This is a genomic window from Solitalea agri (assembly GCF_023914155.1).
GTDB classification, from domain to species: domain Bacteria; phylum Bacteroidota; class Bacteroidia; order Sphingobacteriales; family Sphingobacteriaceae; genus Solitalea; species Solitalea agri.
In genome coordinates this window covers 141,488-166,510 of record NZ_JAMWYS010000009.1, presented here as the reverse complement: position 1 = coordinate 166,510, position 25,023 = coordinate 141,488, and the positions used below count along the sequence as shown (strand labels likewise).

Sequence of the window (25,023 nt, the reverse complement as noted above, 5' to 3'; positions counted from 1 at the left end):
AAATGATTAGTTTAGGTACTGAGGTGTTCGGGCTATTCGTTAAATATAAGAGTAAATTGAGATTTGCTTGATTCGGGTAATAAAAGCTTGTCCATTCCTGATGCAACCTCTCCGTTACGAGCTGTAATTGTAAGAGGTTTTCTTATGGATGAATTCGGAATGTATATACCTATTTGAGTGTTCTCGGGTTGTTTATTAAAACTATAAATGCGTAATAATTTGCAGGTGTGGTTTTCTGATTCCCCTTTTATAGTTTCTTCAATAATGAATTTCTTGTCTTCATTAGTAACCTCATAACAAATACAAATGGAGTTCTCTTTTATGCTAAATCCCATGAATTTAACAGCCGGACTATAGCCTCGTCCGCTAGTATCAATCAGTTTAATGTCACTATTTAGCAAGTAATTCTCATAAAATAACTCTCCAACAGCCGAAATGCTTGAATCATTTGCAGCTAATCCTCCTCGCCAAACTTTATATAAGCCACATTGAATGGTGTCATAAGCTATATAGAAGTTATCTCCTAAGGCAAAAGTTAGCACATTGTCAGAGTTATCAAGTGTATACTTTAATACTCGTACGTTATATTCAGGCTTTAGTTGACTTTTAGAGCATAGGGTTAGAACCCCCAATCCAATAAAAAATACTACCAATAGCTTAAAAAGCTGTTGCATATTTTGAGAGCGTATTAAGATTAAATTAAATTTAGTTGGTGGAACATATACATAAATCATTCCTTAAAAAAATAGTGTTAAATATACACTCAAAACCGGCTTAAGCTATTGATAATGATTAGTTTTTAATAAGAAGTTGTATGCTTTTTCAGAAGTGCTTTATAGGGTGAAATTGTAGTTGTTTTGAAAACCTAGAAACGTTGAAGAATTAAAAATGTAAAGTATACCGATCACTGTGGCTGGTGGTTTTAAGCTATTTGTTGCCCATTTTCAACTTTCTTGTCAGGGGCTAACAAGGTGACAGATTTTCCATCTCCCAGAACTCCTAATATTAGGCATTCAGAAACGAAATTGGCAATTTGTTTAGGAGGAAAGTTAACCACTGCAATTATTTGTTTGCCAACCAATTCAGCGGTTGCATAAAGTACGGTTATCTGAGCCGATGACTTTTTAATGCCCAAAGGCCCAAAATCGATGGTAAGCTTATAGGATGGATTTTTAGCTTTAGGAAATATTTCAGCATTGATAATTGTACCAACCCGTATGTCTATTTTTTCAAAATCTTCAAATGTTATCATATAAAAAAACTTGGTGTATCTCACGACAGACCAAGTTAATTATTAGTTATATAAAGAAAAGGCAGAATGGTTAATTAATAACGGTAAACAAAACCAATATTAAATCCCAGGTAACTTAGCTCGTTAACCTGATCGGTTTCGAAATTGTAATTGTATCTTACGTTAAAGTTTATTCCTGAAATAGGATTGATATTGTATTCTACTCCAAGCTCTGGGTACAGGCCAAACATCCAGCCATCGCGGTAGAAAGAAGTGATCCCAAAATCAGTATTTTGTTTTTGCCAGGTAGTTCCTACTCCTATGCCAACATAAGGAGTAGTTTTAGAAGATGCGGGGTCTTTAAAATAATAATTTGCTTTTCCGTAAATAGGAAGCGCATTAATATAGTTGTATGGAGTGCCTGTAACCGCCCCTCCACCTTCTCCAATATATGTTTGGCGGTTTTTTGCCTGATAAAAAACATTCCATCCGGTTTGAAATGAGAGGCTAACATTGGGCTTAACAAATCCACCCCATTCAAATCCTACACCTCTTACACTAAATTTACTGATGTAATCAGATGTGGGTGACATTGGTAGGGCGGTGTTCCAGGAAAAGTTAACGTAGTATTTATATTGTGCCATTGCACTACTGCTTAATAAGCAAACAATGAGCGCGAGACTAAGTGTTTTATAAATAAATTTCATGATTTCGAGGCTTTTGAGATTAATTTGTTTTTAAATAAGGAGATTGTAAAAAGGCTTGATCAACACCTTCTGTTGCTCGTTGAACATTGGAAGTGGTTCCGTTCAAGACACCCTTAATGGCAGACAGCCATAGTGTATTAACCTCATTAGTTCTACCGCCCGATGGAGAGCTCATTGAAATCATTAAACTACCCGTATCAAAAGAATAGTAATAACCTCCTCCAGGATACCAACCTGGACCCCAAGGGTAGCCCCAACCACCCCATGGATAATAACCCCACCAGTACCACCAGTACGGATAATAAGCGCCAACATAAGTTGTTTCGATCGCATAAGAGGTGATGGCTACATCAGGAGCTGTAGGATTTCCGGGTAGGATTTCGGTATAGCCATTTGCCGTCATGTTTGCTCTGATTTTAGCGATAATTGGTTGAGCAACAGCCGCAGGTAAAGTGTCACCTGGTAATGGAACCTCATCGTCTATTATTGGAATACGAGTAGGGAGTGTGTAAGTGTTGTTCTGCTTAAAGTCGTAATCTTTTTTTGGGAAGCTTGCAACTACGTCCAGATCTTGAATGTCTGCATCGTTATTCGGATAGCAGGAGTTAAGGACAAGCGCGCAACTAATAATACTTGCGCAAATGCCAAGTTTGGCTAAGTAAAAATTCTTATTCATGAGAGAGCGTTTATACTTAAATATACTTATCAAAATTAATATATCAAAAGTTATAGTATTTAAACCGGGATTTAAATTGTTGGTCTGCAAATTATTAAATGTTTCTAACTTGCTGAAATTCAGTGTTTTTGTGTTTTTGTTGAACTAAATTGTATATTATGCGTTACTGAAATTTCTTTTACACCTCGAATACTATCTTTGTATGTTTTGAGTTTTAGAAGATTGATATTGACTATGAGGTACTTGAAAGTATTTTTTGTCTTATTTTTTTTGATAATTAGCTACGCGGTACGTGGCCAGGGGATTTTGTCGGGTAAAATATATGATCGCGAAAAGGCTAAGCCAATGGAGTTTGTTCAGGTTTATAACAAAACCATCGATTACCAGTTATCAAGCGATAGGGAGGGGAATTATAAGGTGTACGTGAAAATGGGTGATACAATTCTGTTCTCAGCTTTAGGCTACGAAACGCAAAAGATTATTATTGATAAGTCACTTAATTTTTTAAACAAGAATATTTACATGCAAACCCGAACCTTATCCTTACCAGAAGTAATGGTGTCGGGCAAAAAATCATACAAAGCTGATTCCGCTGAGGTTAGAGAAGATTATGCAAGGGTTTTTAATTACAAAGATAAATCAACCGGGAACCTGATCGGAACAGCCATTTTTCATCCACTATCATTTATTGAATATTTATACAGTGGCAAAAAACGCCAGGGCTTGAGAAGTTTCCAAAGCCGGATAGTGGACTATGAACACGAAAAGTTTATTGATAACTATTACAATCCGGTGCTAATTAAAAAAATAGTTAAAATTGATAGTGACGCTGAAATGGAAGCTTTTATGAAATTTAGCCGGCCTGAATATGAATTTATAAAATCAGCTAACCAGTACGACATTTATACCTATATAAGCACTAGCTACAAAAAGTTTAAAGAGACTGGATCAAAGGCAGATTCCACTTCCCTAAAGTAATAATAAGCTATATGGCTTTAAATTTATAACCAAGTTTTGCCCAATGAGCTAATGCCAATGGCAGCGTGTGACGCAACCGAGGTTCAGCCTTCAGGCTGTCATGAAAAACAATGATTGAACCATTTTCAGTATGTTTTATAACATTTTCAAGACATTCTTCAGGAGTTAATTTTAAATCGAAATCGCCACTTAATACATCCCACATAACGATTTTATAGTGTTTCTTAAGATCTAAAATTTGTGTTGGACGAATTTTGCCATAAGGAGGTCTGAATAAATATGATTTTGTCAACTCTTGGCATTTTTGAATATTCTTTAAATACTCATTTGTTTGGGTATGCCAGCCATTTAAATGATTGAAGGTATGGTTCCCAATGGAATGCCCATTCTTTTTTACTAATTCGAAAACTTCCGGATGCTTACGCACATTGTCGCCTATGCAAAAAAAAGTTGCTTTTGCACCGTATTTCTTAAGCTGCTCAACTACAAAAGGTGTTACTTCTGGTATCGGACCATCATCAAAAGTAAGGTATAGTACTTTCTCGGTTCTTGGATAGTTCCAGGTTAATGAAGGAAACAGCTTTTTTATAAAATAGGGAGTCTTTACCGGATACATAATTAATTTTAGAATTACGAATTACGAATTACGAATTACGAATTACGAAATTTCTATTGGCTTTCTTTTAACGAGATGTTAAATTATAAATGTTTAAATTGATTAGAAGGATTTATCAAAAGATCAGCCGGAAAATACTGCCTTCCCCTTCTCTTGAGTCTACTACAATTGTTCCTTTATGTAATTGCATAATCTGACGAGATAAGCTTAAGCCTATACCTGAGCCATTTTTGCGGGTTGTGAAAAAAGGAATAAAGATCTGGTCTCTTAATTCCTGAGGAATACCAATACCATTATCGATCACCTCAATAACTATATGATTCGCTTCATTTAAAAAAGAAACCAGTTTGATTTGAGGATTCTCTCTTTCTTTAACTGCTTCTGTAGCATTTAAAATCAGGTTGATAAGAACCTGTTCAATAAGCGAAATATCAACCTCTATTTTTAAACCATGGTCACGTAGCTCAGTAGAAATTTTTATTCCTTTTTGCTTGAGATCAGGGCCCAATAACTGGTTTAGGTTAGCAAACAAATCCTGAATGTTTATTACCGATAATGATGGAATAGTGATTTTGCTAAGGCTTCTATAGGTTTCGGCGAATTTTAATAATCCTTCACTGCGTTTTCTGATGACATCCACCATCAATTCTATATCTTCTATAGCTTCATTATCGGAAGTTTCGAATCCACCATCGGTTTGAATGTAGCTCAGTCGTTTCTTTAATGTTTCGGCCAGAGAAGCGATAGGGGCCACTGAGTTCATAATTTCATGTGTGATTGTTCTCAGCAACTTTTGCCAGGTCTGCATTTCCGTTTCCTGAACTGCATCATTCACGTTTTTAAATACGAACATCGATTGAATTTTGCCGTTTAACCTAAATTGCATGGTTGAGGAAACGATCTTTATCGGAAAATGTCCCGTTTCTATTTCCAAAAGTTTATTTTCTCCCGGCTTTAATGATTCTAAAATTTCTTTTAGCTCAGTATTTCGTGATTTTAAACCTTCAATGTTTTTAAGTTCCGGCAAACTAAACATCTTTTTAGCCGCTTCATTTACCCATTTCACGGTACCATCCTCATCAAACAATAAAATACCTGTATCAACAATTTCCATAACGGTTTGTAGATACCGATACTGGGTTTCTTTTTCTATGTTTAGTAGATTAAACGCCCTCCCAACATCATTAAAAGCCTGTCGTAGCAAGGCAACAGAAGCAGGGGCTTTTTGTACGCTGTAATGCTGACTAAAGTCTTTGTATTTAATGGCGTTAATGAAATCCCTTAATTCGGTATTAATTCGATTAACATATTTAATAATGGCAAACAGCTGGAAAAATGCGATAACCAATAAGACTATCGGGTACCATGTTTGATATTTTACAAAAAGCCAGGCCGCCCCACATAGTGTGATAAACAGAAGCACCACACGGGCAATTAGTATGATTTCGAAGCGTTTAGATGTCATATTTGTTGAGTCTTCTGTATAATGCAGTGCGTGTTATACCAAGTTCTTTTGCCGCTTTACTTATGTTTCCCTGATGCTTTTCTATAGCTTTTAAAATGGTATCCTTCTCAATGTCATGCAACTGAAATGTTTTAGGTTCATCATTGGTCATTTCCGGATGCTCAATTGGAGAGAAGGAAAGTTCGTTAGCTTTTATAAATGCTGTTCCGGCCATAATTACAGCACGTTCAATTGTATGCTGAAGCTCACGAACGTTGCCAGGCCAATTGTATTGCTTTAATTTGAGCAAGGCAGATGGTTCAAAATCAAGCCCCGATTTGTTGTATTTGGTGGAATAGATCTTAAGAAAATGTTGGGCTAACAGTTCAATATCATTTCCTCTTTTGCGCAATGGGGGTAAGGTAATTTCAACGGTATTGATCCGATAAATTAAATCCTTACGGAAACGTGCTTCTGATGCCAGTTCATAAATAGGAACGTTAGTGGCACAAATCAACCGAATATCAACCGGGATCATTTGATTGGTTCCCAAACGTACAATATGTCGGTTTTGCAAAACTGATAGTAATTTGGCCTGTTGATACAAAGAGATGTTTCCGATTTCATCCAGAAATAATGTTCCTCCGGAGGCTGCTTCAATCCTTCCGGTTCTATCTTCACGAGCATCAGTAAAAGCACCTTTTCGATGGCCAAATAGTTCACTTTCAAATAAAGTTTCGGTAAGTGCGCCCAGGTCAACAGCAACATAAGGTTTATCATTTCGAAGCGAACGTTCGTGCAAGGCTCTTGCTACGAGGTCTTTTCCGGTCCCATTTTCTCCTAAAATCAATACGTTGGCATCCGTAGGGCCGATTTTGTCGATTTTATAAAAGACATCCTGCATCGCTTCGGATTCACCAATGAGTTCAATCAAATTAGAGGTATTGGTTTTGGCTGATCCATTTTTGTTTGGTTGTGAAGCTGAGTCGCTTTTTGAAACATTAAGCGATTTACCATTTGAAGCTTGTTTGTCAAGGGCTTCTGAAATAACCTCTATTAATTTTTCATTACGCCAAGGCTTTACTACAAAATCACGAGCACCTTCTTTTAATGATCTTATCGCTAAATCGATATCGCCATAAGCAGTAATCATGATCACTAAAACATCTTTGTCCTGCTCACGAATTTTGCTTAGCCAAAAGAACCCTTCATTACCAGTATTCAACGCGCTTTTAAAGTTCATGTCCAAAATGATCAGGTCGAACTTATTGCGGGAAATTAAAGCGTTGAGGTTTTCAGGGTTTTTCTCGGTTGTTAATTGATGCACTTCGGGTTGCAGCAGCATTTTCATGGCTAACAACACATCCGGGTCATCATCGACAATAAGAATTTTGGCGTTTTTCAATTTCATTTTTTAAGCAAAAGGTTTTAGTGGTGATAAAAGTACTACAAATGACTTTCTCTGCATAAAGCTATTTCTACAGCAACAACTTTCATGCAGTTTTAAATATAGCTTAGTTTCAGTGTTTAACGTTAGACTGTATCATTTACCTGTTCGTATGCGGACAGTTTTTGTATCGAAACCGAACACATTTAAAATGGTTGAAAATTCGATTTTCTGCTAAATGACTGAGTTAAAGCCGTTTTTTTCAATGGCACGCTTTTGAAGATAGCAATGCCAACTGAACAGCAGCGTGAAAGAGCTGAGATGAACGAAAAACATCAGTAATTAACCACTAACGAATACTAATACATAAGGCTTTGGACAGAATCATTGAAAAGAAAAAATGGCCGGCAAAACGAATTTTCACAATTGTTGGCGCGGTGGCAATAATAGCACTAATTGGTTTCAGCTATTTTTCTATAAGCGGTAAGACACGTTTAAATGTAAAGGACGAACAGATTATTGTGGGTGAAGTGAAGAAGGGCCCGTTTCAGGAATTTATTCCAATAAATGGCGTAGTACAACCGATTACTACTATTTATATGGATGCGGTAGAAGGCGGACGTGTTGAACAAAAGTTTGTTGAAGACGGAGCGGTGGTGAAAGCCGGACAGCCAATTTTAAAATTAGCCAATACTGATTTAGAGCTGGATCTGGCTAACCGCGAAACAGCTGTTTACGACCTGATCACCAATATGCAAAACACTCGTAACCTTGCTGATCAAAACAGTATCAGACAGTTAAATCAATTGGCCGATGTAGATAATGCCTTAGCCGAGGCAGAACGTAAATACAAAATGAATAAAACCCTTTATGATGAAAAAGTGGTTTCTTTTCAGGAGTTTAAATCGGTTGAGAACGAGTACAACTACCAATTACGCAGGAAAAAATTAACGCTGGAAACATTAAAGAAAGATACACTCGCTAATAGCCAGCAGTTTATTCAGCAAAAGCAATCGTTAATGCGTATGCAAAATGCTTTGATGCTAATGCGAAAAAAAGCAGAAGATCTTACCGTAAAAGCTCCTGTTGATGGTCAGCTTACCTCGCTTGATGCAGAGATAGGTCAGTCAAAAAATAAAGGCGAACGTTTAGGACAAATCGATGTATTGAGCGGATTTAAAGTACGTGCCGATATCGATGAACATTACATTTCGAGAGTATTTACCGGTTTGGATGGAGAGTTTGTTTTCAATAACGAAACCTATAAACTGAAAGTAAAAAAGGTTTATTCTCAGGTGAGTAATGGACGTTTTCAAGTAGATATGGAATTTGTTGGAAGCGTTCCTAAAGGAGTACGAAGAGGCCAAACATTACAAATCCGTTTAGCATTGGGCGATGAAACTCAAGCATTGTTATTGCCTAAAGGCGGTTTTTATCAGCAAACCGGCGGTAACTGGATATTTAAAGTGAGTGCTGATGGTAAAACTGCTTACAAAGTTGATATACAGCTTGGTCGTCAAAACCCTGATTATTACGAAGTGCTTGGCGGCTTACAGCCAGGTGATAAAGTAGTGACTTCAAGTTATGAGAACTACGGAGAGATTCAGGAACTGAATATTGGTCATTAGCTATTAGTGATTAGTCGTTAGGTGTTAGCCATTAGGTAAATCTAATACCTAACACCTAATAATTAATCGCTAAATATCAGGACTTAATTTTTCTGATCAGTGTGTTTAACATTTTTTTGGATTCAATTAATTCATCATTTAATAGCATGAATTCGGTATCGGTTAAATATTCAAGATCGCGGGAGAGTAAAATTAAATACTCTGTTTCAGAGGCTGAGCCCATGGCAATGCTAAGAAATCGAGCAAGATCAGGAGCTGTTTCTCTTCCACATCCTTCGGCAATATTGCAGGGAATGGAGACAACAGCACGTCTTAATTGACTGGTTATACCAAAGGATTCTTCTTTTGGAAATTTTGAAGAGGCCTTATAAATCAAAAGAACAAGTTTATGGCTTTTTTGCCATACTAATAACTGTTTAAAATTTCTCATAGTAGAAAATGAATAAGTTTTAAGTAGATAAATTAATTATAAAAGCTAACAACTAAAAGCTAACAACTAAAAGCTAACAACTAAAAGCTAACAACTAAAAGCTAACAACTAAAAGCTAATAACTAAGCATATGATAAAGATATCCAATCTGGAAAAAATCTACAGAACTGAAGATGTAGAAACCGTTGCATTAAACAGTGTGTCATTTGATGTTAAAGAAGGTGAGTTTGTTGCCATCATGGGCCCTTCGGGCTGTGGTAAATCTACCTTGCTAAATATTCTGGGTTTACTTGATGACCCTGATGGCGGAAGTTTTGTTTTTGCCGGACAAGAAGTAGCGCATTACAACGAACGTAAGCGTGCGAGCTTGCGCAAACAACATATTGGTTTTGTGTTCCAAAGCTTCAACTTGATAGATGAGTTAACGGTATATGAAAATGTTGAGTTGCCTTTGCTTTATCTAAAAGTAGGTGCTGATGAACGCAAGAAACGTGTTGAGGAAGTTTTGGAGAAAATGCAGATCATGCACCGCAAGAATCACTTCCCTCAGCAATTGTCGGGTGGACAACAGCAGCGTGTGGCTGTTGCGCGTGCTGTGGTCAATCGTCCTAAACTAATTCTTGCCGATGAGCCTACCGGTAATCTTGACTCAAGTAACGGTAATGAGGTAATGCAAATGCTTACCGAGTTAAACGATGCCGGAACAACAGTGATCATGGTTACTCACTCTGAGCATGATGCCCGCTACAGCCATCGCATTGTGCGCATGCTCGATGGACAGGTGGTGCTGGAGAATGTGATGATTTAATTCGATCTAAGATCTTCATTTAAATAAAGTTTCAATTAAGGGCCCTGCCGGGCAGGGCCCATTGCTAAAAATCAACCTCATGTTACGCAACTACTTTAAAATAGCATTCAGAAATTTATTGAGAAACAAAGGCTTCTCGATTATCAATATTTCGGGCCTGGCAATAGGTATGGCCGGCGCAATGCTAATCTTGATGTGGATTCAACATGAATTCAGTTACGATCAATTTCATGAAAACAAGGATCGCATTTATGAGATGTGGAACCGTACTGTGTTTGATGGTAAGCTGCAATCATGGGGTACTACACCTAAAGTATTAGGAAAAACCTTAAAGCAGGAATATCCTGATATACAAGAAGTATCGCGGGTTGAAATCAGAAGCCCATTTTTATTGATCGTTGGGGACAATAAAGTTCGTGTTAAGGGTGGTTTTGTTGATCCGGGATTTTTATCCATGTTTTCGTTTCCTGTGTTAAAAGGAGATGCTAAAACAGCATTAAACAATGTCTATTCAATTGTGATCACTGAAAAGCTTGCAAAAAGTTTATTCAATGATGATAATCCAATAGGCAAAACCATTAAGATCGAAAACAAAGATAATTTCATCGTTACCGGCTTGGTTAAAAATCCTCCTTCAAATTCACACTTTCAATTTGAGTACTTATTGCCATGGGCCTATTTAACAAAAATTGGCTGGGATGATGATTATTGGGGCAACAATTCAACCGATACTTATATTGAATTAAAGAAAGGTGTTAATGCTGCCACTTTTAACGCTAAAGTTAGAGATTTCACCATTCGTCATTCAAAAGGAGAGGAGCAAAACGAACTCTTTATTCATCCTTTAAGCAAATTGAGATTATATTCTAAGTTCGATGGTAAACTGGAGGGAGGACGAATTGATCTGGTTAAAATATTTGGAATACTGGCTGCATTTATTTTGGTAATTGCATGTATCAACTTCATGAATTTGAGTACTGCAAGAAGCGAGAAACGTGCTAAGGAAGTAGGTATTCGTAAGGTTATTGGTGCTGAAAGAACTGCATTGGTTCGCCAGTTTTTAGGTGAGTCTATTTTGTTGGCACTCATTGCCGGGGTATTGGCCATTGCCATTGTTCAACTGTTTTTGCCGGTGTTTAATAGTGTTACCGAGAAACAGTTATCAGTTCAGTATGGAAATCCATATTTCTGGTTGTTCTTCTTCTCTTTTATACTTTTTACAGGCATGCTTGCCGGAAGCTATCCTGCCTTTTACCTTTCTGCATTTCAACCGGTGCGGGTTTTAAAAGGAACCTTAAAGGCAGTGCATACTTCTTTCAATCCACGCAAAGTGTTGGTGATAACTCAGTTTACCATTGCCATTATACTAATCATTTCTACTCTTTTTATCAGACGGCAAATTCAATATTCTCAAGAGAGGGAAACCGGTTATTCAAAAGATAACCTGATCTATCACTTTTTAACTGAGGATTTGGAGAAAAACTATCCTGTTATCAAAGAAGAATTGCTGAGTTCAGGAACGGCTATTTCGGTTTGTAAAACCAGCGCGCCAATTACACAAGGATTTAGTAATTCATGGGGTTTTGAGTGGAAAGGAAAAGATCCAAAGCAGAAAATAATCTTTAACCGTTTTTGTGTGGACGATGATCTTACCAAAACCATTGGCTTAAAGATTATTCAGGGACGTGATATTAATCTGAAAGAATTTCCAACGGATTCAACTGCTTGTATATTAAGTGAATCGGCAGCAAGGATAATGGGTTTCAAAGATCCTGTCGGACAAATTGTAAAAGACAATGGAATTGATTGGCATGTAGTGGGTGTGATAAAAGATTTTGTGCTGCAGTCGCCCTTTGAAAATACAGAACCAATGGTTATTGAGGGCGCTAAAGGATGGTTTAATGTAATTCATATTAAACTGAACCCTGCTAATTCAACGGCTCAAAACATTAAAGCTGCAGAACAGATATTCAAGAAACATAATTTCCAGTTCCCATTCGAATATCAGTTTATAGATCAGGAATATGCTCAGAAATTCAATGATGCTCAACGTACTTCTAAGCTGATCACCATTTTTGCGATGCTTACCATTATCATTTCCTGTATGGGGCTGTTCGGTTTGGCAACCTATATGGCCGAGAACCGCACGAAAGAAATTGGAGTACGCAAAGTATTAGGTGCTTCTGTTATTAATATCACCGCGCTATTATCTAAAGATTTTTTAAAGCTGATCGTTATAGCCATCCTTATTGCTTCACCCATTGCTTATTGGGCGATGAGTAAGTGGTTGCAAACATTCAGCTACCATATAAATATGCAATGGTGGATTTTCATAGCATCCGGAATAGTTTCTTTATTCATTGCCTTTTCAACGGTGAGCTACCAGGCCATAAAGGCTGCAATGGCTAATCCGGTAAAGAGTTTACGAACTGAATAACGCTTCGATTTCGCTTAGCATGACAATCGCTTCGACTTCGCTCAGCATGACAGTGAGGGTAGCCGAAGGCTAGATCAACATACACATAACCTTAAAAACTACAACTATGTTAACAAACTATATAAAAATTGCCTGGAGAAACCTGATAAAGAACAAAACGTTCTCGCTGATCAATATTATTGGATTAGCTACAGGTTTGGCTTGTTTTATCCTGATTTCATTGTACGTTTTTGATGAGTTAAGTTATGATAAGTATAATGTAAATGCCGACCGGATCTTTCGTATAAATTCTGACCTGAAATTGGGTAGCAATGAAATGAAGCTGGCTGTTACTTCTGATCCGATGGGTGAAACGCTCAAAAAAGATTATCCGCAGGTAGAAGAATTTGTTCGCATTTACAACTCAAACGGAGCTAAACTTATTAAAAAGGGAAATGAATTTATTGAAGAGCAGAATGTAGCGCATGCCGATTCTACCTTGTTTGACGTATTTACCTTGCCGGTTATTGAGGGTAATGCGAAAAAAGCGCTTACAGAGCCTAATTCGGTGGTAATTACCGCATCGACAGCCCGAAAATATTTCGGCACTACAGCGGCTTTGGGTAAAGTTATTGAAGCTAACAAAACTCCTTATAAAGTTACTGCGGTAATAAAAGACATTCCTCATAATTCACATTTTAATTTTGATTTCATCTTCTCGATGCAAAATGTGGATTACAACTTTGGAACTTTTCTTAGTCATAACTTTCATACTTACCTTTTATTAAAGAAAGGAACTAACTATAAAGCTTTTGAAAAAAACTTTGCCCAGGTAATTCAGAAATATATTTTTCCGCAGGCCAAACAGTTTATGCAAATAAACAGCATGGATGATTTTTATAAAGCCGGCAATAAACTGGAATATAACTTAATACCGCTAACTGATATCCACCTTAAATCAGACAGGGGTGTTGAGCTGGCCCCAAACGGCAGCATTCAATATGTTTATATTTTTTCGGCAGTAGCGCTTTTCATTTTGTTGCTGGCATGTATCAATTTCATGAACCTTTCAACGGCACGTTCAAGTAGGAGGGCTAAAGAGGTTGGTATACGCAAAGTACTTGGTACTGAACGGAGAAGCCTGATCGGTCAGTTTTTAACAGAGTCGACTTTAACAGTGATCATTTCAACGGTTATAGCTGTGGTTATGGTTTGGCTGGTGTTACCGTCTTTTAATGAGCTGGCTGCAAAATCGCTTTCCATTAAGAATTTGTTAGGAGGCAAAATGCTGCTGTTTCTAATCATTCTGCCATTTGTTGTTGGGGCTATCTCCGGTAGTTACCCTGCTTTTTTCCTTTCCAAATTTCAGCCGATTGTTGTTTTGAAAGGCAAGTTGTCAAACGGTATGAAAAATAGCTGGTTGAGAGGAGGATTGGTGGTATTTCAATTTGTTACTTCTATTGTTCTAATCATCGGGACTATCATCGTTTACCGCCAGCTTAATTATATACAAACCAAAAAATTAGGCTTTGATAAAGAGCAGGTTTTAATTATTGACCGGGCAGGTGCACTTCAAAAGAATGTGGATGCATTTAAAAATGAGGTTGGCAACATGCCTGGAGTGTTAAGCGGAACAGTTAGTGGTTTTTTGCCAGTGTCTTCTTCGTGGCGCAACGACAATACGTTTTCAAAAGAAACGGTAATGAATGTTCAAAATTCCTACAGTTCTCAAGTTTGGGGTGTTGATTATGAATACTTAAAAACACTGGGTATGCAACTGAGTGCAGGAAGGAATTTCTCAAAGGATTTTGGCGCCGATTCAAGTGCTATTATTATTAACGAAAGCACTGCACAAATACTGGGCTATAAAGATCCTATTGGTCAGAAAGTTTATACGCTTCAGGATACGCAAACAGGGGTTATGATTCCGTATACAATTATTGGGGTCGTTAAAAACTTTCATTTCGAATCCTTGCGTCAGAATATTGGTCCATTAGCCCTGATACTTTCAAAAACTGATGGCTATGCAGCTTTCAAAGTTAAAACCAAAGACATGCAAGCGCTAATTCAGCAGGTTGAAACCAAATGGAAATCATTGGCACCGGGCATGCCTTTTAGCTACCGTTTTCTCGATGATTCATTTGACGATATGTACCGGACCGAACAACGGGTAGGTAAAATAGCGATCGTTTTTGCTATGCTGGCCATTGTCATTGCTTGTTTAGGATTATTCGGATTGGTAGCTTATTCGGCCGAGCAACGCACTAAAGAAATTGGTATCCGAAAGGTATTGGGAGCTTCCGCAGCCAATATTATCACCATGCTTTCTAAAGATTTCTTGAAGTTGGTATTTGTTGCGTCCCTAATAGCATTTCCAATTGCATGGTATGCCATGAATAAATGGCTGCAAGATTTTGTTTACCGTATTGAAATTGGCTGGTGGGTGTTTGTTTTAGCCGGTCTTACCGCATTGGTAATCGCCTTGGTAACCCTCAGTTTCCAATCAGTAAAGGCAGCTTTGGCAAATCCGGTGAAAAGTTTAAGAACTGAATAACGCTTCGACTACGCTCAGCATGACACTTCCAATAGAGTCTGCCTGAGCGTAGTCGAAGGCTAAAAATAACTTATAACATTAAAATCATGGGACCTCACACTATTGAAAGACAAATGAAAAACAAGTTTCTACTTAAAGGCACCATTGTGCTGAGCGTGTTGGGACTTGCCCTGGGAATTATTTGCAGTGCATTGATGCTGTTTTGGATATCAATTCACTAAGATTTTTAAAGCGCAAAAGCTACAACTATGTTAAAAAATTATTTTAAAACCGCCTGGAGAAACCTGTTGAACAACAAGATGTTCTCTTTCATTAATATAATGGGGTTGGCCCTGGGGATGACCTGCAGCCTGTTGATAATGCTTTGGGTAAAAGACGAACTGGCCATGGATAAGTTTCATGCCAACGACAACCGACTTTACCGCGTGATGGAGAACCAGTTTTATTCAGGTTCAATATCCACCTTTCCTTCAACACCGGGAATCTTCGCTGAAAATGTTGTGAAGGATATTCCTGAAATTCAAATGGCGAGTCAGTGTTTGTGGGAAGAAGAGCCGCTGTTTACCGTGAACGATACCTTCGATAAAGAAAAGGGCCGTTACGTACAGAAGGATTTCTTAAAGATGTTTTCGTTTAAACTGACAAAAGGTGATGCGGCTACGGCCCTTGCCCGTCCGGATGCGGTGGTGTTGTCAAAGAAACTTGCGGATAAATACTTTAAAGGCCAGGATCCTATCGGAAAAATGATCCGCATAGACAATAAAGAAAATGTGATCGTTACCGGAGTGCTCGACGAAATTCCAACGTCATCTTCTTTGAAATTTGAGTTTTTAATGAGTTTTGATCGATGGGCGAAAGAAAATACCTGGGCAAAAGAATGGGGCAATAATGGTCCGCGTTGCTATGTAATGCTTGCTCCAAATACTTCGCTTGAGAAAGTAAATGCTAAACTTAAGGGGTATATAAAAAGTAAAAACAAGGGCAGCAATGTAGAGATGTTTTTGCAGAATTATGGCGAATCATACCTGTATTCTAACTGGGAAGGTGGAAAACAAAATGGCGGAAGAATAGAGTATGTGCGAATATTTTCAGTTGTAGCCATTGTTATACTTTTAATTGCCTGCATTAATTTCATGAACCTAGCCACCGCCCGTTCGCTTAAACGAAGCAGGGAAATTGGCGTGCGTAAAGTTGTTGGGGCCAGTAAAGGACAACTAATAGGGCAATTTATTGGTGAGTCACTATTGGTTTCTTTTATAGCAATGGGTGTTTCTTTGCTACTTGTCTTATTCATTCTTCCTTCGTTCAATGCTTTAACCGATAAACAGCTTGCCCTCAATTTTGGAGATGTTTCTTTTTGGTCGACAATTATTTTGCTTACCCTGCTAACCGGAATTGTTTCGGGTTCGTACCCTGCCTTGTTCATGTCGTCTCTCAGGCCGATAGTGGTTTTAAAAGGAGCGCTGAAAATTAATCCAAGTGCGGCCTATTTTCGTAAAGCCTTAGTTGTTTTTCAGTTCTCACTATCCATCATTTTAATACTCGGAATGATTGTGGTGTACAGGCAAATTGATTTTATTCATAATAAGAACCTGGGCTTTGCCAGGGAAGATCTTTTATATATTCCATTGGAGGGCGAATTAGCAAAGAACTATCCAACGTTTAAACAAGAACTACTTAAACAGCCTGGGATAAAAAATGTAACAAGTGCCGCAAGCAGTCCGCTGGAGGTAGGTAGTTCAACACAAGGTGTAACCTGGCCCGGCAAAGACACCACCAAGCTTATCCTTTTCAGTTCAAACCCAATTACCTATGATTATATAAAAACAATGGGTATTCAACTGGTGGATGGACGAGACTTTAGCGCCGATTACGGAACAGATACCTTGAACTACCTGGTAAATGAAGCAGCTGCCAGGAAAATAGGTTATAAAGATCCGGTTGGTAAGGAACTCACCATGTGGGGGGATAAAGGAACCATTATCGGTGTGATGAAAGATTATCACCATAATTCATTGCATGTTCCTATTGAACCGTTAATACTTCGTTTAGTGAAAAAAGACTGGGGTTATGGTCAGAATGTAATTGTTAGAACAGAAGCCGGCCAAACCAAACAGGCCCTTGCCAGTATGGAAAAGGTGTTAAAACAGTTTAATCCCGGTTTTCCGTTCAGGTATTATTTCACCGATCAGGAAATATCAAAAAACTATAAAACAGAGCTTACAGTTAACAAGCTTTCACGATACTTTGCCTTTCTGGCCATATTCATTTCGTGCTTAGGATTGTTTGGTTTGGTCACTTTTACCGCAGAGCAAAGAACCAAGGAAATTGGTGTTCGAAAAGTGCTGGGTGCCAGTGTAACAAGCATTTTGGCAATGCTAAGTAAAGATTTCTTACGACTGGTTTTGATCGCCATTGTTATCGCTTCTCCGCTAGCTTGGTGGGCTATGCATAAATGGCTTCAGGATTTTGCGTATCGTATTGATATAGGTTGGGGCGTATTTGTTATTGCAGGCCTTGCCGCAGTTTCGATAGCCTTGCTTACTGTAAGTTTTCAAGCGGTTAAAGCTGCAAGGGCCAATCCTGTAAAAAGTTTAAGAACGGAATAGCCCTGAGTAACTCTGTTTAGTTTATTCTAATACTAACGCTTATCTATAAAGACTGTAATTATGTTCAGAAATTATTTCAAAATAGCCTTTCGTAATCTGATTCGTCGAAAGACCTATTCATTACTAAATATTGCCGGATTAGCCATTGGCATTGCTTCTTGTTTGCTGCTGTTTATGGTGATCAGGTATGAATTGAGTTATGATAAATTTCAGCCTAATTTCAACCGCATTTACCATGTGGTTACAGAAGACAAGAATTCCGAGGGAATCGATTATACTCCCGGTGTTCCTTTTCCTGCATTAGACGCATTTAGAACAGACTTTCCGCAAGTGAAAACCGGGGCATTGTTTTCACTTTATGGCAGTCAGGTTACTGTTTTAAACAATGGTAAAGCTGTGGCTGAGGATAAAAAGTTTATCGAAGAAAATGGAATGTGCTTTTGTGATCCAGTTTTCTTTGAGGTCTTTAACTTTAATTGGTTAGCTGGAAACAAGGAGGTACTTGCACAACCTAATATGGTAGTACTCACCCAAAAGATGGCAGAAAAGTATTTTGGTGATTGGCATACGGCTATTGGGCAATCTGTAAAACTTGATAATACCATAACGCTTAAAGTTGCAGGTATTTTAAGTAATCCTCCAGCCAATACCGACTTTCCATTAGGCCTGGTAGCTTCATTTATCACCATGAAGAATAATCCATCGGTGTATTATTATACCACTGATTGGGGCAGTACAACCAGTAGTTTTCAAGTCTTTATGCTGTTGCCTGAAAAAGTTTCAGCTGCTTCAATAAATGCCCAGTTGAAAAAATTCAGTTTAAAGCACTATCAAAAAAGTGATCCAAGCAGATACCGTTTGAACTATTTGCATCCGATTGCCGAAAATCATTTTGACACACGATTCGGCAATTTGGGCGACCATGTTACCAGTAAACCAACCCTGATTACACTTTCATTTATCGGAGTGCTGATCATCATCATGGCATGTATCAACTTTGTCAACCTTTCAACTGCTTTGGCAATTGGCCGCTCAAAAGAAGTGGGTGTGCGCAAAGTTTTGGGAAGCGACCGTAAACAGTTGATTGGGCAGATGATGAGTGAAACGGCATTTATTGTTATTGTTTCGGCTTTGGTAGCAGTATTAATTGCGTGGTTAATATTGCCATACCTTAAACATGTGGTTTCACTGCCCGAGCAGCTTAGTTTATTCAGCGGTATTAATTTCTTATTTCTACTGATCATTATTACAGTTGTTACTATACTTTCCGGTTTTTACCCTTCGCTGATCTTATCCGGTTTTCAGCCTGTTTTGGCATTGAAAAGTAAACTGACCACAACCACAATTGGAGGCATTTCTTTGCGCCGGGGATTGGTGGTTCTGCAGTTTGCCATGTCACAAATATTAGTGGTTGCCACTATTGTGGCCGTAAGTCAGATGAATTATATCCGCACAGCCGATTTGGGATTTAACAAGGAAGCCATTTTAGTATTAAAAGGAAATTCAGATAGTGCTTCTGTTGCCCGACAAAAATCATTTAAGGAAGAACTCTTATCTATTCCGGGAGTAAAGGCCGTTAGTTTTAGTACCGATGTGCCTTCATCTGAAAATAACTGGGGTACCAATTTCGCCTACGATCATCGTCCGGATGAAAAGTTCCCGCTTTTCTTAAAGTTTGGTGATCTTGATTATGTGAGGACCTACGGTTTACAGTTAGTTGCCGGACGAGGTTATTTTCAAAGTGACACTATCAACGAAGTTTTAGTTAATGAAACCTTGATGAATAAAATGGGTGTGAAGAATGCCCAGGATATGATTGGGAAAGAAATCCGATTGGGAGGTCAACCATGGAAACAGATTGTAGGTGTAGTTAAAGACTTTAAAACGAATTCCCTACGCGAAACTGTTAAACCTCTTCTGATCGCTGCTAATTCAAAGTTTTATAGTGTTACTTCTATAAAACTGTTAACCAATAATCTTTCCAAGGCCCAAAAAAATATAGAAAAAAGCTGGAATAAGTTTTATCCGGAATACGCTTATTCGGGCTCTTACATGGATGAAAGTATAGCTCACTTTTATCAGCAGGAGGAACAGCTGGCTGTGTTGTATAAAATTTTTGCAGGCTTGGCCTTATTTATCTCTTGTTTAGGGTTGTACGGACTAGTGTCATTTATGGCAGTTCAGAAAACGAAAGAAGTAGGGATTCGAAAAGTATTAGGCGCCTCAGTCGCCAATATTATTTACCTGTTTTCTAAGGAATTCACCATTCTAATTGCTATTGCCTTTTTTATAGCTGCACCCACAGCCTATTATATCATGAATAATTGGTTAAGCAATTTTGCCTATCGAATTAGTATCGGTGTTGGTGTTTTCGCATTGGCAATAGTGCTATCCATCTTAATTGCTTGGATAACGGTAGGATACAAAGCATTGAAAGCAGCCGTGGCCAATCCGGTGAAAAGTTTAAGAACAGAATAAAAGAGTTATTAGCGGTTGGCTAGTAGCCATTATCGATTTTAAGAAATAAAACACAACGCCAATAGCCAACAGCTAATGGCTAAAAGCTAAATGTTATGTTAAGCAACTACTTTAAAACGGCATTAAGGAATTTACTTCGGAACAAAGTGTATTCCTTCATCAATATCGCAGGACTGAGCTTAGGCTTAACCTGTGCAATGCTCATTGTCTTATACGTAAAAGATGAGGTGAGCTATGATCGTTTTCATAAAGATGTGAACCAGATCTATCGTATCGGTTTTCAGGAGATAAGTAAAGATGGGGCAAAGGGCCGCAAGGATGCCATAACAGGTTATTTTCAGGGCCCTCGGTTTACGCAAAACATTCCGGAGATTAAATCTTTTGTCCGAGTACAAGGAGGAAACCGTGATATAAAAAGCAAGGGTGAAATTTATTCACAAGAGCTTTCGTATGTCGATTCAAGTTTCTTTTCCGTGTTCTCTTTTCCATTGTTAAGCGGAGATCCGAAAACGGCACTGGTTCATCCTCAAACCGTTGTACTTAGCGAAACCGAGGCGATAAAACAGTTTGGAACTACAGATGCTGTAGGTAAAACCATTCTTTTTGAAGAGAACAAGCAGTTTGTTCCTTATACGGTAACAGCTGTTGCCAAGAAATGCCCACAAAACTCATCTATTAAGTTTGATGTATTACTGCCGATGATTGTATCGAAAGAGGATGAGCAAAACAGCGAGAACTGGTTTAATTTCTTCCTCAATACGTTCATCGTTTTAAAGCCAACGGCAAATGTGCAGGCAGTGGAACGTAAAATGAAAATGGTTTATGAGAAAGATGCCGCTTCCGAAATAAAAGCGCAGTTCGATAAGTATGGGGTGACTCAAAAATGGGCTTATCTGTTGCAGCCATATACCGCTATGCATTTGAGCACAGAAATGCCTGCACAGAATGGGCTTTCTGGTAATAGTAACCCTGTTTTTTCTTACATCCTTTCAGGTATTGCAGTGTTTATTTTGTTAATCGCCTGTATCAACTTCATTAACCTTACCGTAGCCCGATCGGTAAAACGCGCTAAAGAGATCGGCGTACGAAAAGTGGTTGGAAGTGGAAGAAAACAGCTGATCGTGCAGTTTATGGGCGAGTCGTTCATTCTATGCTTTATAGCTTTTGTGTTGGCTTTAGTAGTAGTACAGCTTATTTTACCTGTTTTTAATGACCTTTCGAATAAAGCGCTAGCCTTTAGTTATCTCTTAGATGCAAAACTTATTGGCGGTTATATTTTGTTGTTTATACTTACCGGTTTATTGGCAGGGTTTTACCCAGCATTGGTGCTGTCGAAATATAATCCAACTCAAACACTTTACGGTCGGTTTGCCATAGCCGGTAAAAACTATCTGCAAAAATCATTAGTAGTTACGCAGTTCGCATTGGCTTCATTTTTAATTATCGCCACGCTCACCATCTTTTCACAGTTCAACTATTTAACCAATGCAAAATTGGGTTATGATGATACAGATTTAGTTGGGGTGCAGAAATGGGATATGAACAGAGAGCAGGCCCAGGTGTTAAAAAATGAGCTAAAGAAAAATCCAAACATAGTTGAAGTTGCTCCTAAAAATGGCGGCTTTTGGGGTACTATGGCAAAAGTTAATGGCGAAAAACAGTTGCAGTTTGCTTACGAAACCGTCGACGAAACCTATTTGCCTTTGCTAAAGGTGTCGATTATTCAGGGGCGTAATTTTTCTGCGGATTATCCTTCTGATTCAAGCCATTCGGTAATTGTTAACGAAGCGTTTGTAAAGGAAGCCGGTTGGAAAGATCCCTTGAATCAGGTGGTTGATTTTTGGTACCATAATAAAAAGTATAATGTGATTGGGGTGGTTAAAGATTATCATTTCGAAGGATTGGGAAGAAAGATCGGTCCACAATTGTTTACCATGAAAAAGGATAATGGCTACGGTATTGTATTCATCAAAATCAAACCACATACCGAGACAGCAAGTCTTCAATACATTGAAAAAGTGTTCAAGAAGATGTTTCCAATTAACCCTTACGTTTACAAATTCAAGCATATCGAAAACCTTGAAAACTATCAAAGCGAAGCAAAATGGAAAACCATCCTGTTGTTTGGAGCAGTGTTGACCATTTTCATATCAGCCATTGGGTTGTTTGGTCTTTCTGTATTATCTGCCGAAAAGAGAACCAAAGAAATTGGCATCCGTAAAGTGTTGGGTGCATCGGTAGGGGGAGTAGTTACTTTATTATCCAAAGATTTTCTGAAGCTTATCATTGTTTCATTTTTAATTTCCATGCCGGTAGCATGGTGGGCAACCAATAAATGGCTGGAGAACTACCCATATCGGATTAACGTAGGCTGGGGGATATTTACAGCTACTGGAATCATGGTTTTAATCATCGCCTTAGCAACCGTAAGCTTTCAGGCCATTAAAGTAGCAATGGCAAATCCGGTGAAGAGCTTGAGAACAGAGTAAGGCGACTACGCTCAGGCTGACACTTCAATAAGGTCAGCCTGAGCGTAGTCGAAGGCAAATGCATTAAAAGCTAAATACTTAAAAAGTATGCTTAGAAACTATATAAAAATAGCCTGGCGAGGTTTTAAGAAAAATAAAACGTTCACCTTTATCAATGTGTTCGGACTGGCAACGGGTTTAACCAGCTGCTTACTCATTGCATTGTATTTGAACAATGAATTGAGTTACGATAAGCATTATAAAAATGCAGACCGGATTTATCAATTGAATACCGTGTTTGTTAAAGATGGAAAGGAATCTGCGTCAGCAACAGCGGCTGCACCCATGGCTAAAACCATGCAGGAGGTATTTCCTGAAATTGAACAAACCACTCGTTTGCTGCAAACCTTTGTAGATGATAAAACCCTGTTTCAATATAATGATAGGGGAACCCTAAAGCCTTTTTACGAAGATCATGGCTTCTTAGCCGACTCTACTTTTTTTGATGTTTTTACCTATCAGTTTAAAGAAGGAAATCCACTTAAAGCACTGTCAGAGCCAAATTCATTAGTGATTTCGGAAGAAATAGCGAAGAAAATATTCGGTAACGAATCGGCATTAGATAAGGTAATTCATGTTAACAGCAACACCAACGGCGAAAATGATTTTAAGGTAACAGGTGTTTTTGTGCCTGGTAAAAAGCCCTCACATATAAATGCACGCTTTTTTATGTCGATGAGGGGTGGGACGATGGAACAGTTGATCAACCGCCAATCGTCTGATTTGATCACTCACAATATGTTCTTTACCTATTTTCGTTTGAAACCGAATGCCAGCGCCAAAACCTTAGAATCCAAGTTTCCGGCGTTTGTAAATAAATATTTGGGTGAAGCATTAAGGAAGGTTGGTTTAGGAAGAAAGTTCACAATTACTCCTTTAACCGAGATTCACCTCGCATCAGGACTAAAGAATACAGTAACGCCGGCAGGAAGCGTGACCTATCTTTACATACTGGCATCCATCGCCTTGTTCACTTTACTAATTGCCTGCATCAACTTTATGAATTTATCCACTGCCCGATCGGCAAAACGCTCGGCTGAAGTAGGAGTTCGTAAGGTATTAGGAGCAGAAAAGTCGGCTTTGGTACGACAGTTCTTAAGTGAATCGATATTAATGAGCCTGTTTGCATTTGGCTTTGCCATGCTTGTTACGCGAGTAATGGTCCCATTGTTTGCGCAAGTTTCGGGCAGGGAAATTACCTTTTCATTTGAGCAGCATTATCTTCTTATCATAGGATTTTTCATCCTTTCGTTAATTGCCGGTGTCGTGGCTGGAAGCTATCCAGCCTGGTATTTATCATCATTAAAGCCGGTTAAAGCGTTAAAAGGCAAGTTGTCAAATACAATGGCAGCGGTGTCCGTTCGCAAGTTTTTGGTGGTCTTCCAATTTGTTATCTCAGTGGTATTAATAGTTTCCTCCATTGTTATATATAGTCAGATGCATTTCATGCGTTCAAAGGATCTGGGGTTTCAACGTGAACAGCAGGTAATAATTCCCTTGCGAACATCATTGGCAAAACAAATTTATGAGCCGTTAAAAAATGAGCTCAAAAAAGAAACACAAATACGTTCGGTTGGCGCCTGCTATTATTATCCTGGGATTATGAATCCCAGCGATATGAATTTGTATCGTTCAGGTGAGACAATTAACGAGGCGAAGAATGTGTTTATGAATTATGTTGATGACGATTTACTACAAACCTTAGACATAAAACCACTTGCTGGGCGGTTGTTTACAACCGAGTTTAAAGCCGATACCAATGACCGATTAGTGGTGAATCAAAAAGTTATAGCTGAATTAGGCTTCAAAAATCCGCAGGAAGCAATTGGAAAAATTCTTAATTGGGACTGGCAAGGACAAACTATGCCATTCACAATCGTAGGTGTGGTAAACGATTTTAATTTCGAAGATCTGCACAACGAAATAAAACCCTTTGCATTCAGATGGGTAACAGATGGCTACAACTACCTGATCGTTCATACTACGGCAGAGAATATGCACTCAGTTTTAACCTCAATAGAAAGTAAATGGCAAAAACTTAATCCAGCCGAGCCATTTGAATACAGCTTTTTAGATGCAGATTTTGCCAAAAACTTCCAGTCGGAAGAACGGCTTTCATCAATCGTAAGCTATTTCACCCTAATTGCCATCCTGATTTCTTGTTTAGGCTTATTCGGTTTGGCAACTTACTCTGCTGAACAACGCATTAAAGAAATTGGTATCAGAAAAGTACTTGGCGCCAGTATAAGCAACATTGTTTTACTGCTATCTAAAGACTTTTTGAAACCAGTGCTTATAGCAACCCTAATTGCCTTTCCAATTGCCTGGTACGCAATGGATAAATGGCTGCAGGATTTTGCTTATCGGATAAATATTGGCTGGTGGATGTTTATTGTTGCCGGTTTATTAGCGGCAGTTATTGCTTTAGTCACGGTTAGTTTTCAGGCTGTTAAAGCGGCGGTAGCCAATCCGGTAAATAGTTTGAAAACAGAGTAATAGAGCTATTGGCGATTAGTTATTAGCCATTAGATAG

Annotated in this window: 17 protein-coding genes; 9 read left to right on the top strand and 8 right to left on the bottom strand. The window is 38.4% G+C overall.

All coding sequences use genetic code 11. The features are described 5' to 3' along the window. Window positions 1–32: 32 nt before the first annotated feature. From NF867_RS03110 to NF867_RS03095, 4 genes are all read right to left on the bottom strand, one after another. Window positions 33–674, bottom strand: coding sequence for a hypothetical protein (locus tag NF867_RS03110; RefSeq protein ID WP_252586086.1), 642 nt, complete (start codon window positions 672–674; stop codon window positions 33–35). 248 nt (window positions 675–922) lie between these two features. Then, window positions 923–1,252, bottom strand: a complete 330-nt coding sequence (locus NF867_RS03105; protein ID WP_252586085.1) for a tRNA-binding protein — start codon at window positions 1,250–1,252, stop codon at window positions 923–925. 74 nt (window positions 1,253–1,326) lie between these two features. Beyond that, window positions 1,327–1,938 carry an outer membrane beta-barrel protein gene (locus NF867_RS03100; RefSeq protein ID WP_252586084.1) on the bottom strand — a complete coding sequence of 204 codons (612 nt, stop codon included), beginning with the start codon at window positions 1,936–1,938 and terminating at the stop codon, window positions 1,327–1,329. A gap of 19 nt (window positions 1,939–1,957) precedes the next feature. Continuing rightward, on the bottom strand, window positions 1,958–2,614 hold the full coding sequence (locus NF867_RS03095; RefSeq protein ID WP_252586083.1) for a DUF4136 domain-containing protein: 657 nt from the start codon (window positions 2,612–2,614) through the stop codon (window positions 1,958–1,960). Between the two features lie 270 nt (window positions 2,615–2,884). On the opposite strand from NF867_RS03095, the gene NF867_RS03090 reads away from it, so the two are divergent. Continuing rightward, window positions 2,885–3,592 (top strand): carboxypeptidase-like regulatory domain-containing protein, encoded by a 708-nt coding sequence (locus NF867_RS03090; protein WP_252586082.1) that lies wholly within the window; start codon window positions 2,885–2,887, stop codon window positions 3,590–3,592. A 7-nt stretch (window positions 3,593–3,599) separates the two neighbouring features. On the opposite strand, the gene NF867_RS03085 is transcribed toward NF867_RS03090, so the two are convergent. From NF867_RS03085 to NF867_RS03075, 3 genes are all read right to left on the bottom strand, one after another. Further along, window positions 3,600–4,208 carry a polysaccharide deacetylase family protein gene (locus tag NF867_RS03085; protein WP_252586081.1) on the bottom strand — a complete coding sequence of 203 codons (609 nt, stop codon included), beginning with the start codon at window positions 4,206–4,208 and terminating at the stop codon, window positions 3,600–3,602. 115 nt (window positions 4,209–4,323) lie between these two features. Next, window positions 4,324–5,673 carry a sensor histidine kinase gene (locus NF867_RS03080; protein WP_252586080.1) on the bottom strand — a complete coding sequence of 450 codons (1,350 nt, stop codon included), beginning with the start codon at window positions 5,671–5,673 and terminating at the stop codon, window positions 4,324–4,326. Beyond that, the gene (locus tag NF867_RS03075) at window positions 5,663–7,063 is read right to left on the bottom strand and encodes a sigma-54-dependent transcriptional regulator (protein ID WP_252586079.1); all 1,401 of its coding nucleotides are present in this window, start codon (window positions 7,061–7,063) and stop codon (window positions 5,663–5,665) included. The genes NF867_RS03080 and NF867_RS03075 overlap by 11 nt, the downstream gene beginning before the upstream one ends. A gap of 350 nt (window positions 7,064–7,413) precedes the next feature. Between NF867_RS03075 and NF867_RS03070 the strand changes: the two genes are divergently transcribed. After that, entirely contained in the window at window positions 7,414–8,667 is a 1,254-nt protein-coding gene (locus NF867_RS03070; protein ID WP_252586078.1) for an efflux RND transporter periplasmic adaptor subunit, read from the top strand. A gap of 76 nt (window positions 8,668–8,743) precedes the next feature. Here NF867_RS03070 and NF867_RS03065 read toward each other — a convergent pair whose 3' ends face one another. Then, window positions 8,744–9,097 (bottom strand): four helix bundle protein, encoded by a 354-nt coding sequence (locus NF867_RS03065; RefSeq protein WP_252586077.1) that lies wholly within the window; start codon window positions 9,095–9,097, stop codon window positions 8,744–8,746. A 130-nt stretch (window positions 9,098–9,227) separates the two neighbouring features. Between NF867_RS03065 and NF867_RS03060 the strand changes: the two genes are divergently transcribed. From NF867_RS03060 to NF867_RS03030, 7 genes are all read left to right on the top strand, one after another. Beyond that, complete coding sequence (locus NF867_RS03060; RefSeq protein WP_252586076.1) at window positions 9,228–9,905, top strand: ABC transporter ATP-binding protein; 678 nt, start codon at window positions 9,228–9,230, stop codon at window positions 9,903–9,905. 79 nt (window positions 9,906–9,984) lie between these two features. Further along, window positions 9,985–12,342, top strand: a complete 2,358-nt coding sequence (locus NF867_RS03055) for an ABC transporter permease (RefSeq protein WP_252586075.1) — start codon at window positions 9,985–9,987, stop codon at window positions 12,340–12,342. Between the two features lie 106 nt (window positions 12,343–12,448). Further along, window positions 12,449–14,875, top strand: a complete 2,427-nt coding sequence (locus NF867_RS03050; protein WP_252586074.1) for an ABC transporter permease — start codon at window positions 12,449–12,451, stop codon at window positions 14,873–14,875. Window positions 14,876–15,123: 248 nt separating this feature from the next. Then, entirely contained in the window at window positions 15,124–17,484 is a 2,361-nt protein-coding gene (locus NF867_RS03045) for an ABC transporter permease (RefSeq protein WP_252586073.1), read from the top strand. Window positions 17,485–17,544: 60 nt separating this feature from the next. Continuing rightward, window positions 17,545–19,962, top strand: a complete 2,418-nt coding sequence (locus NF867_RS03040; protein ID WP_252586072.1) for an ABC transporter permease — start codon at window positions 17,545–17,547, stop codon at window positions 19,960–19,962. A gap of 95 nt (window positions 19,963–20,057) precedes the next feature. Then, window positions 20,058–22,451 carry an ABC transporter permease gene (locus NF867_RS03035; protein ID WP_252586071.1) on the top strand — a complete coding sequence of 798 codons (2,394 nt, stop codon included), beginning with the start codon at window positions 20,058–20,060 and terminating at the stop codon, window positions 22,449–22,451. 87 nt (window positions 22,452–22,538) lie between these two features. Further along, window positions 22,539–24,986: an ABC transporter permease gene (locus NF867_RS03030; protein WP_252586070.1), complete on the top strand. Its 2,448-nt coding sequence runs from the start codon at window positions 22,539–22,541 to the stop codon at window positions 24,984–24,986. Window positions 24,987–25,023: the final 37 nt, after the last annotated feature.

What these genes read in the sequence shown, in the direction of transcription:
- NF867_RS03110 (WP_252586086.1), bottom strand. Translation starts at nt 674, where the DNA reads ATGCAACAGCTTTTTAAGCTATTGGTAGTATTTTTTATTGGATTGGGG.
- NF867_RS03105 (WP_252586085.1), bottom strand. Translation starts at nt 1,252, where the DNA reads ATGATAACATTTGAAGATTTTGAAAAAATAGACATACGGGTTGGTACA.
- NF867_RS03100 (WP_252586084.1), bottom strand. Translation starts at nt 1,938, where the DNA reads ATGAAATTTATTTATAAAACACTTAGTCTCGCGCTCATTGTTTGCTTA.
- NF867_RS03095 (WP_252586083.1), bottom strand. Translation starts at nt 2,614, where the DNA reads ATGAATAAGAATTTTTACTTAGCCAAACTTGGCATTTGCGCAAGTATT.
- NF867_RS03085 (WP_252586081.1), bottom strand. Translation starts at nt 4,208, where the DNA reads ATGTATCCGGTAAAGACTCCCTATTTTATAAAAAAGCTGTTTCCTTCA.
- NF867_RS03080 (WP_252586080.1), bottom strand. Translation starts at nt 5,673, where the DNA reads ATGACATCTAAACGCTTCGAAATCATACTAATTGCCCGTGTGGTGCTT.
- NF867_RS03075 (WP_252586079.1), bottom strand. Translation starts at nt 7,063, where the DNA reads ATGAAATTGAAAAACGCCAAAATTCTTATTGTCGATGATGACCCGGAT.
- NF867_RS03065 (WP_252586077.1), bottom strand. Translation starts at nt 9,097, where the DNA reads ATGAGAAATTTTAAACAGTTATTAGTATGGCAAAAAAGCCATAAACTT.
- NF867_RS03060 (WP_252586076.1), top strand. Translation starts at nt 9,228, where the DNA reads ATGATAAAGATATCCAATCTGGAAAAAATCTACAGAACTGAAGATGTA.
- NF867_RS03055 (WP_252586075.1), top strand. Translation starts at nt 9,985, where the DNA reads ATGTTACGCAACTACTTTAAAATAGCATTCAGAAATTTATTGAGAAAC.
- NF867_RS03050 (WP_252586074.1), top strand. Translation starts at nt 12,449, where the DNA reads ATGTTAACAAACTATATAAAAATTGCCTGGAGAAACCTGATAAAGAAC.
- NF867_RS03045 (WP_252586073.1), top strand. Translation starts at nt 15,124, where the DNA reads ATGTTAAAAAATTATTTTAAAACCGCCTGGAGAAACCTGTTGAACAAC.
- NF867_RS03040 (WP_252586072.1), top strand. Translation starts at nt 17,545, where the DNA reads ATGTTCAGAAATTATTTCAAAATAGCCTTTCGTAATCTGATTCGTCGA.
- NF867_RS03035 (WP_252586071.1), top strand. Translation starts at nt 20,058, where the DNA reads ATGTTAAGCAACTACTTTAAAACGGCATTAAGGAATTTACTTCGGAAC.
- NF867_RS03030 (WP_252586070.1), top strand. Translation starts at nt 22,539, where the DNA reads ATGCTTAGAAACTATATAAAAATAGCCTGGCGAGGTTTTAAGAAAAAT.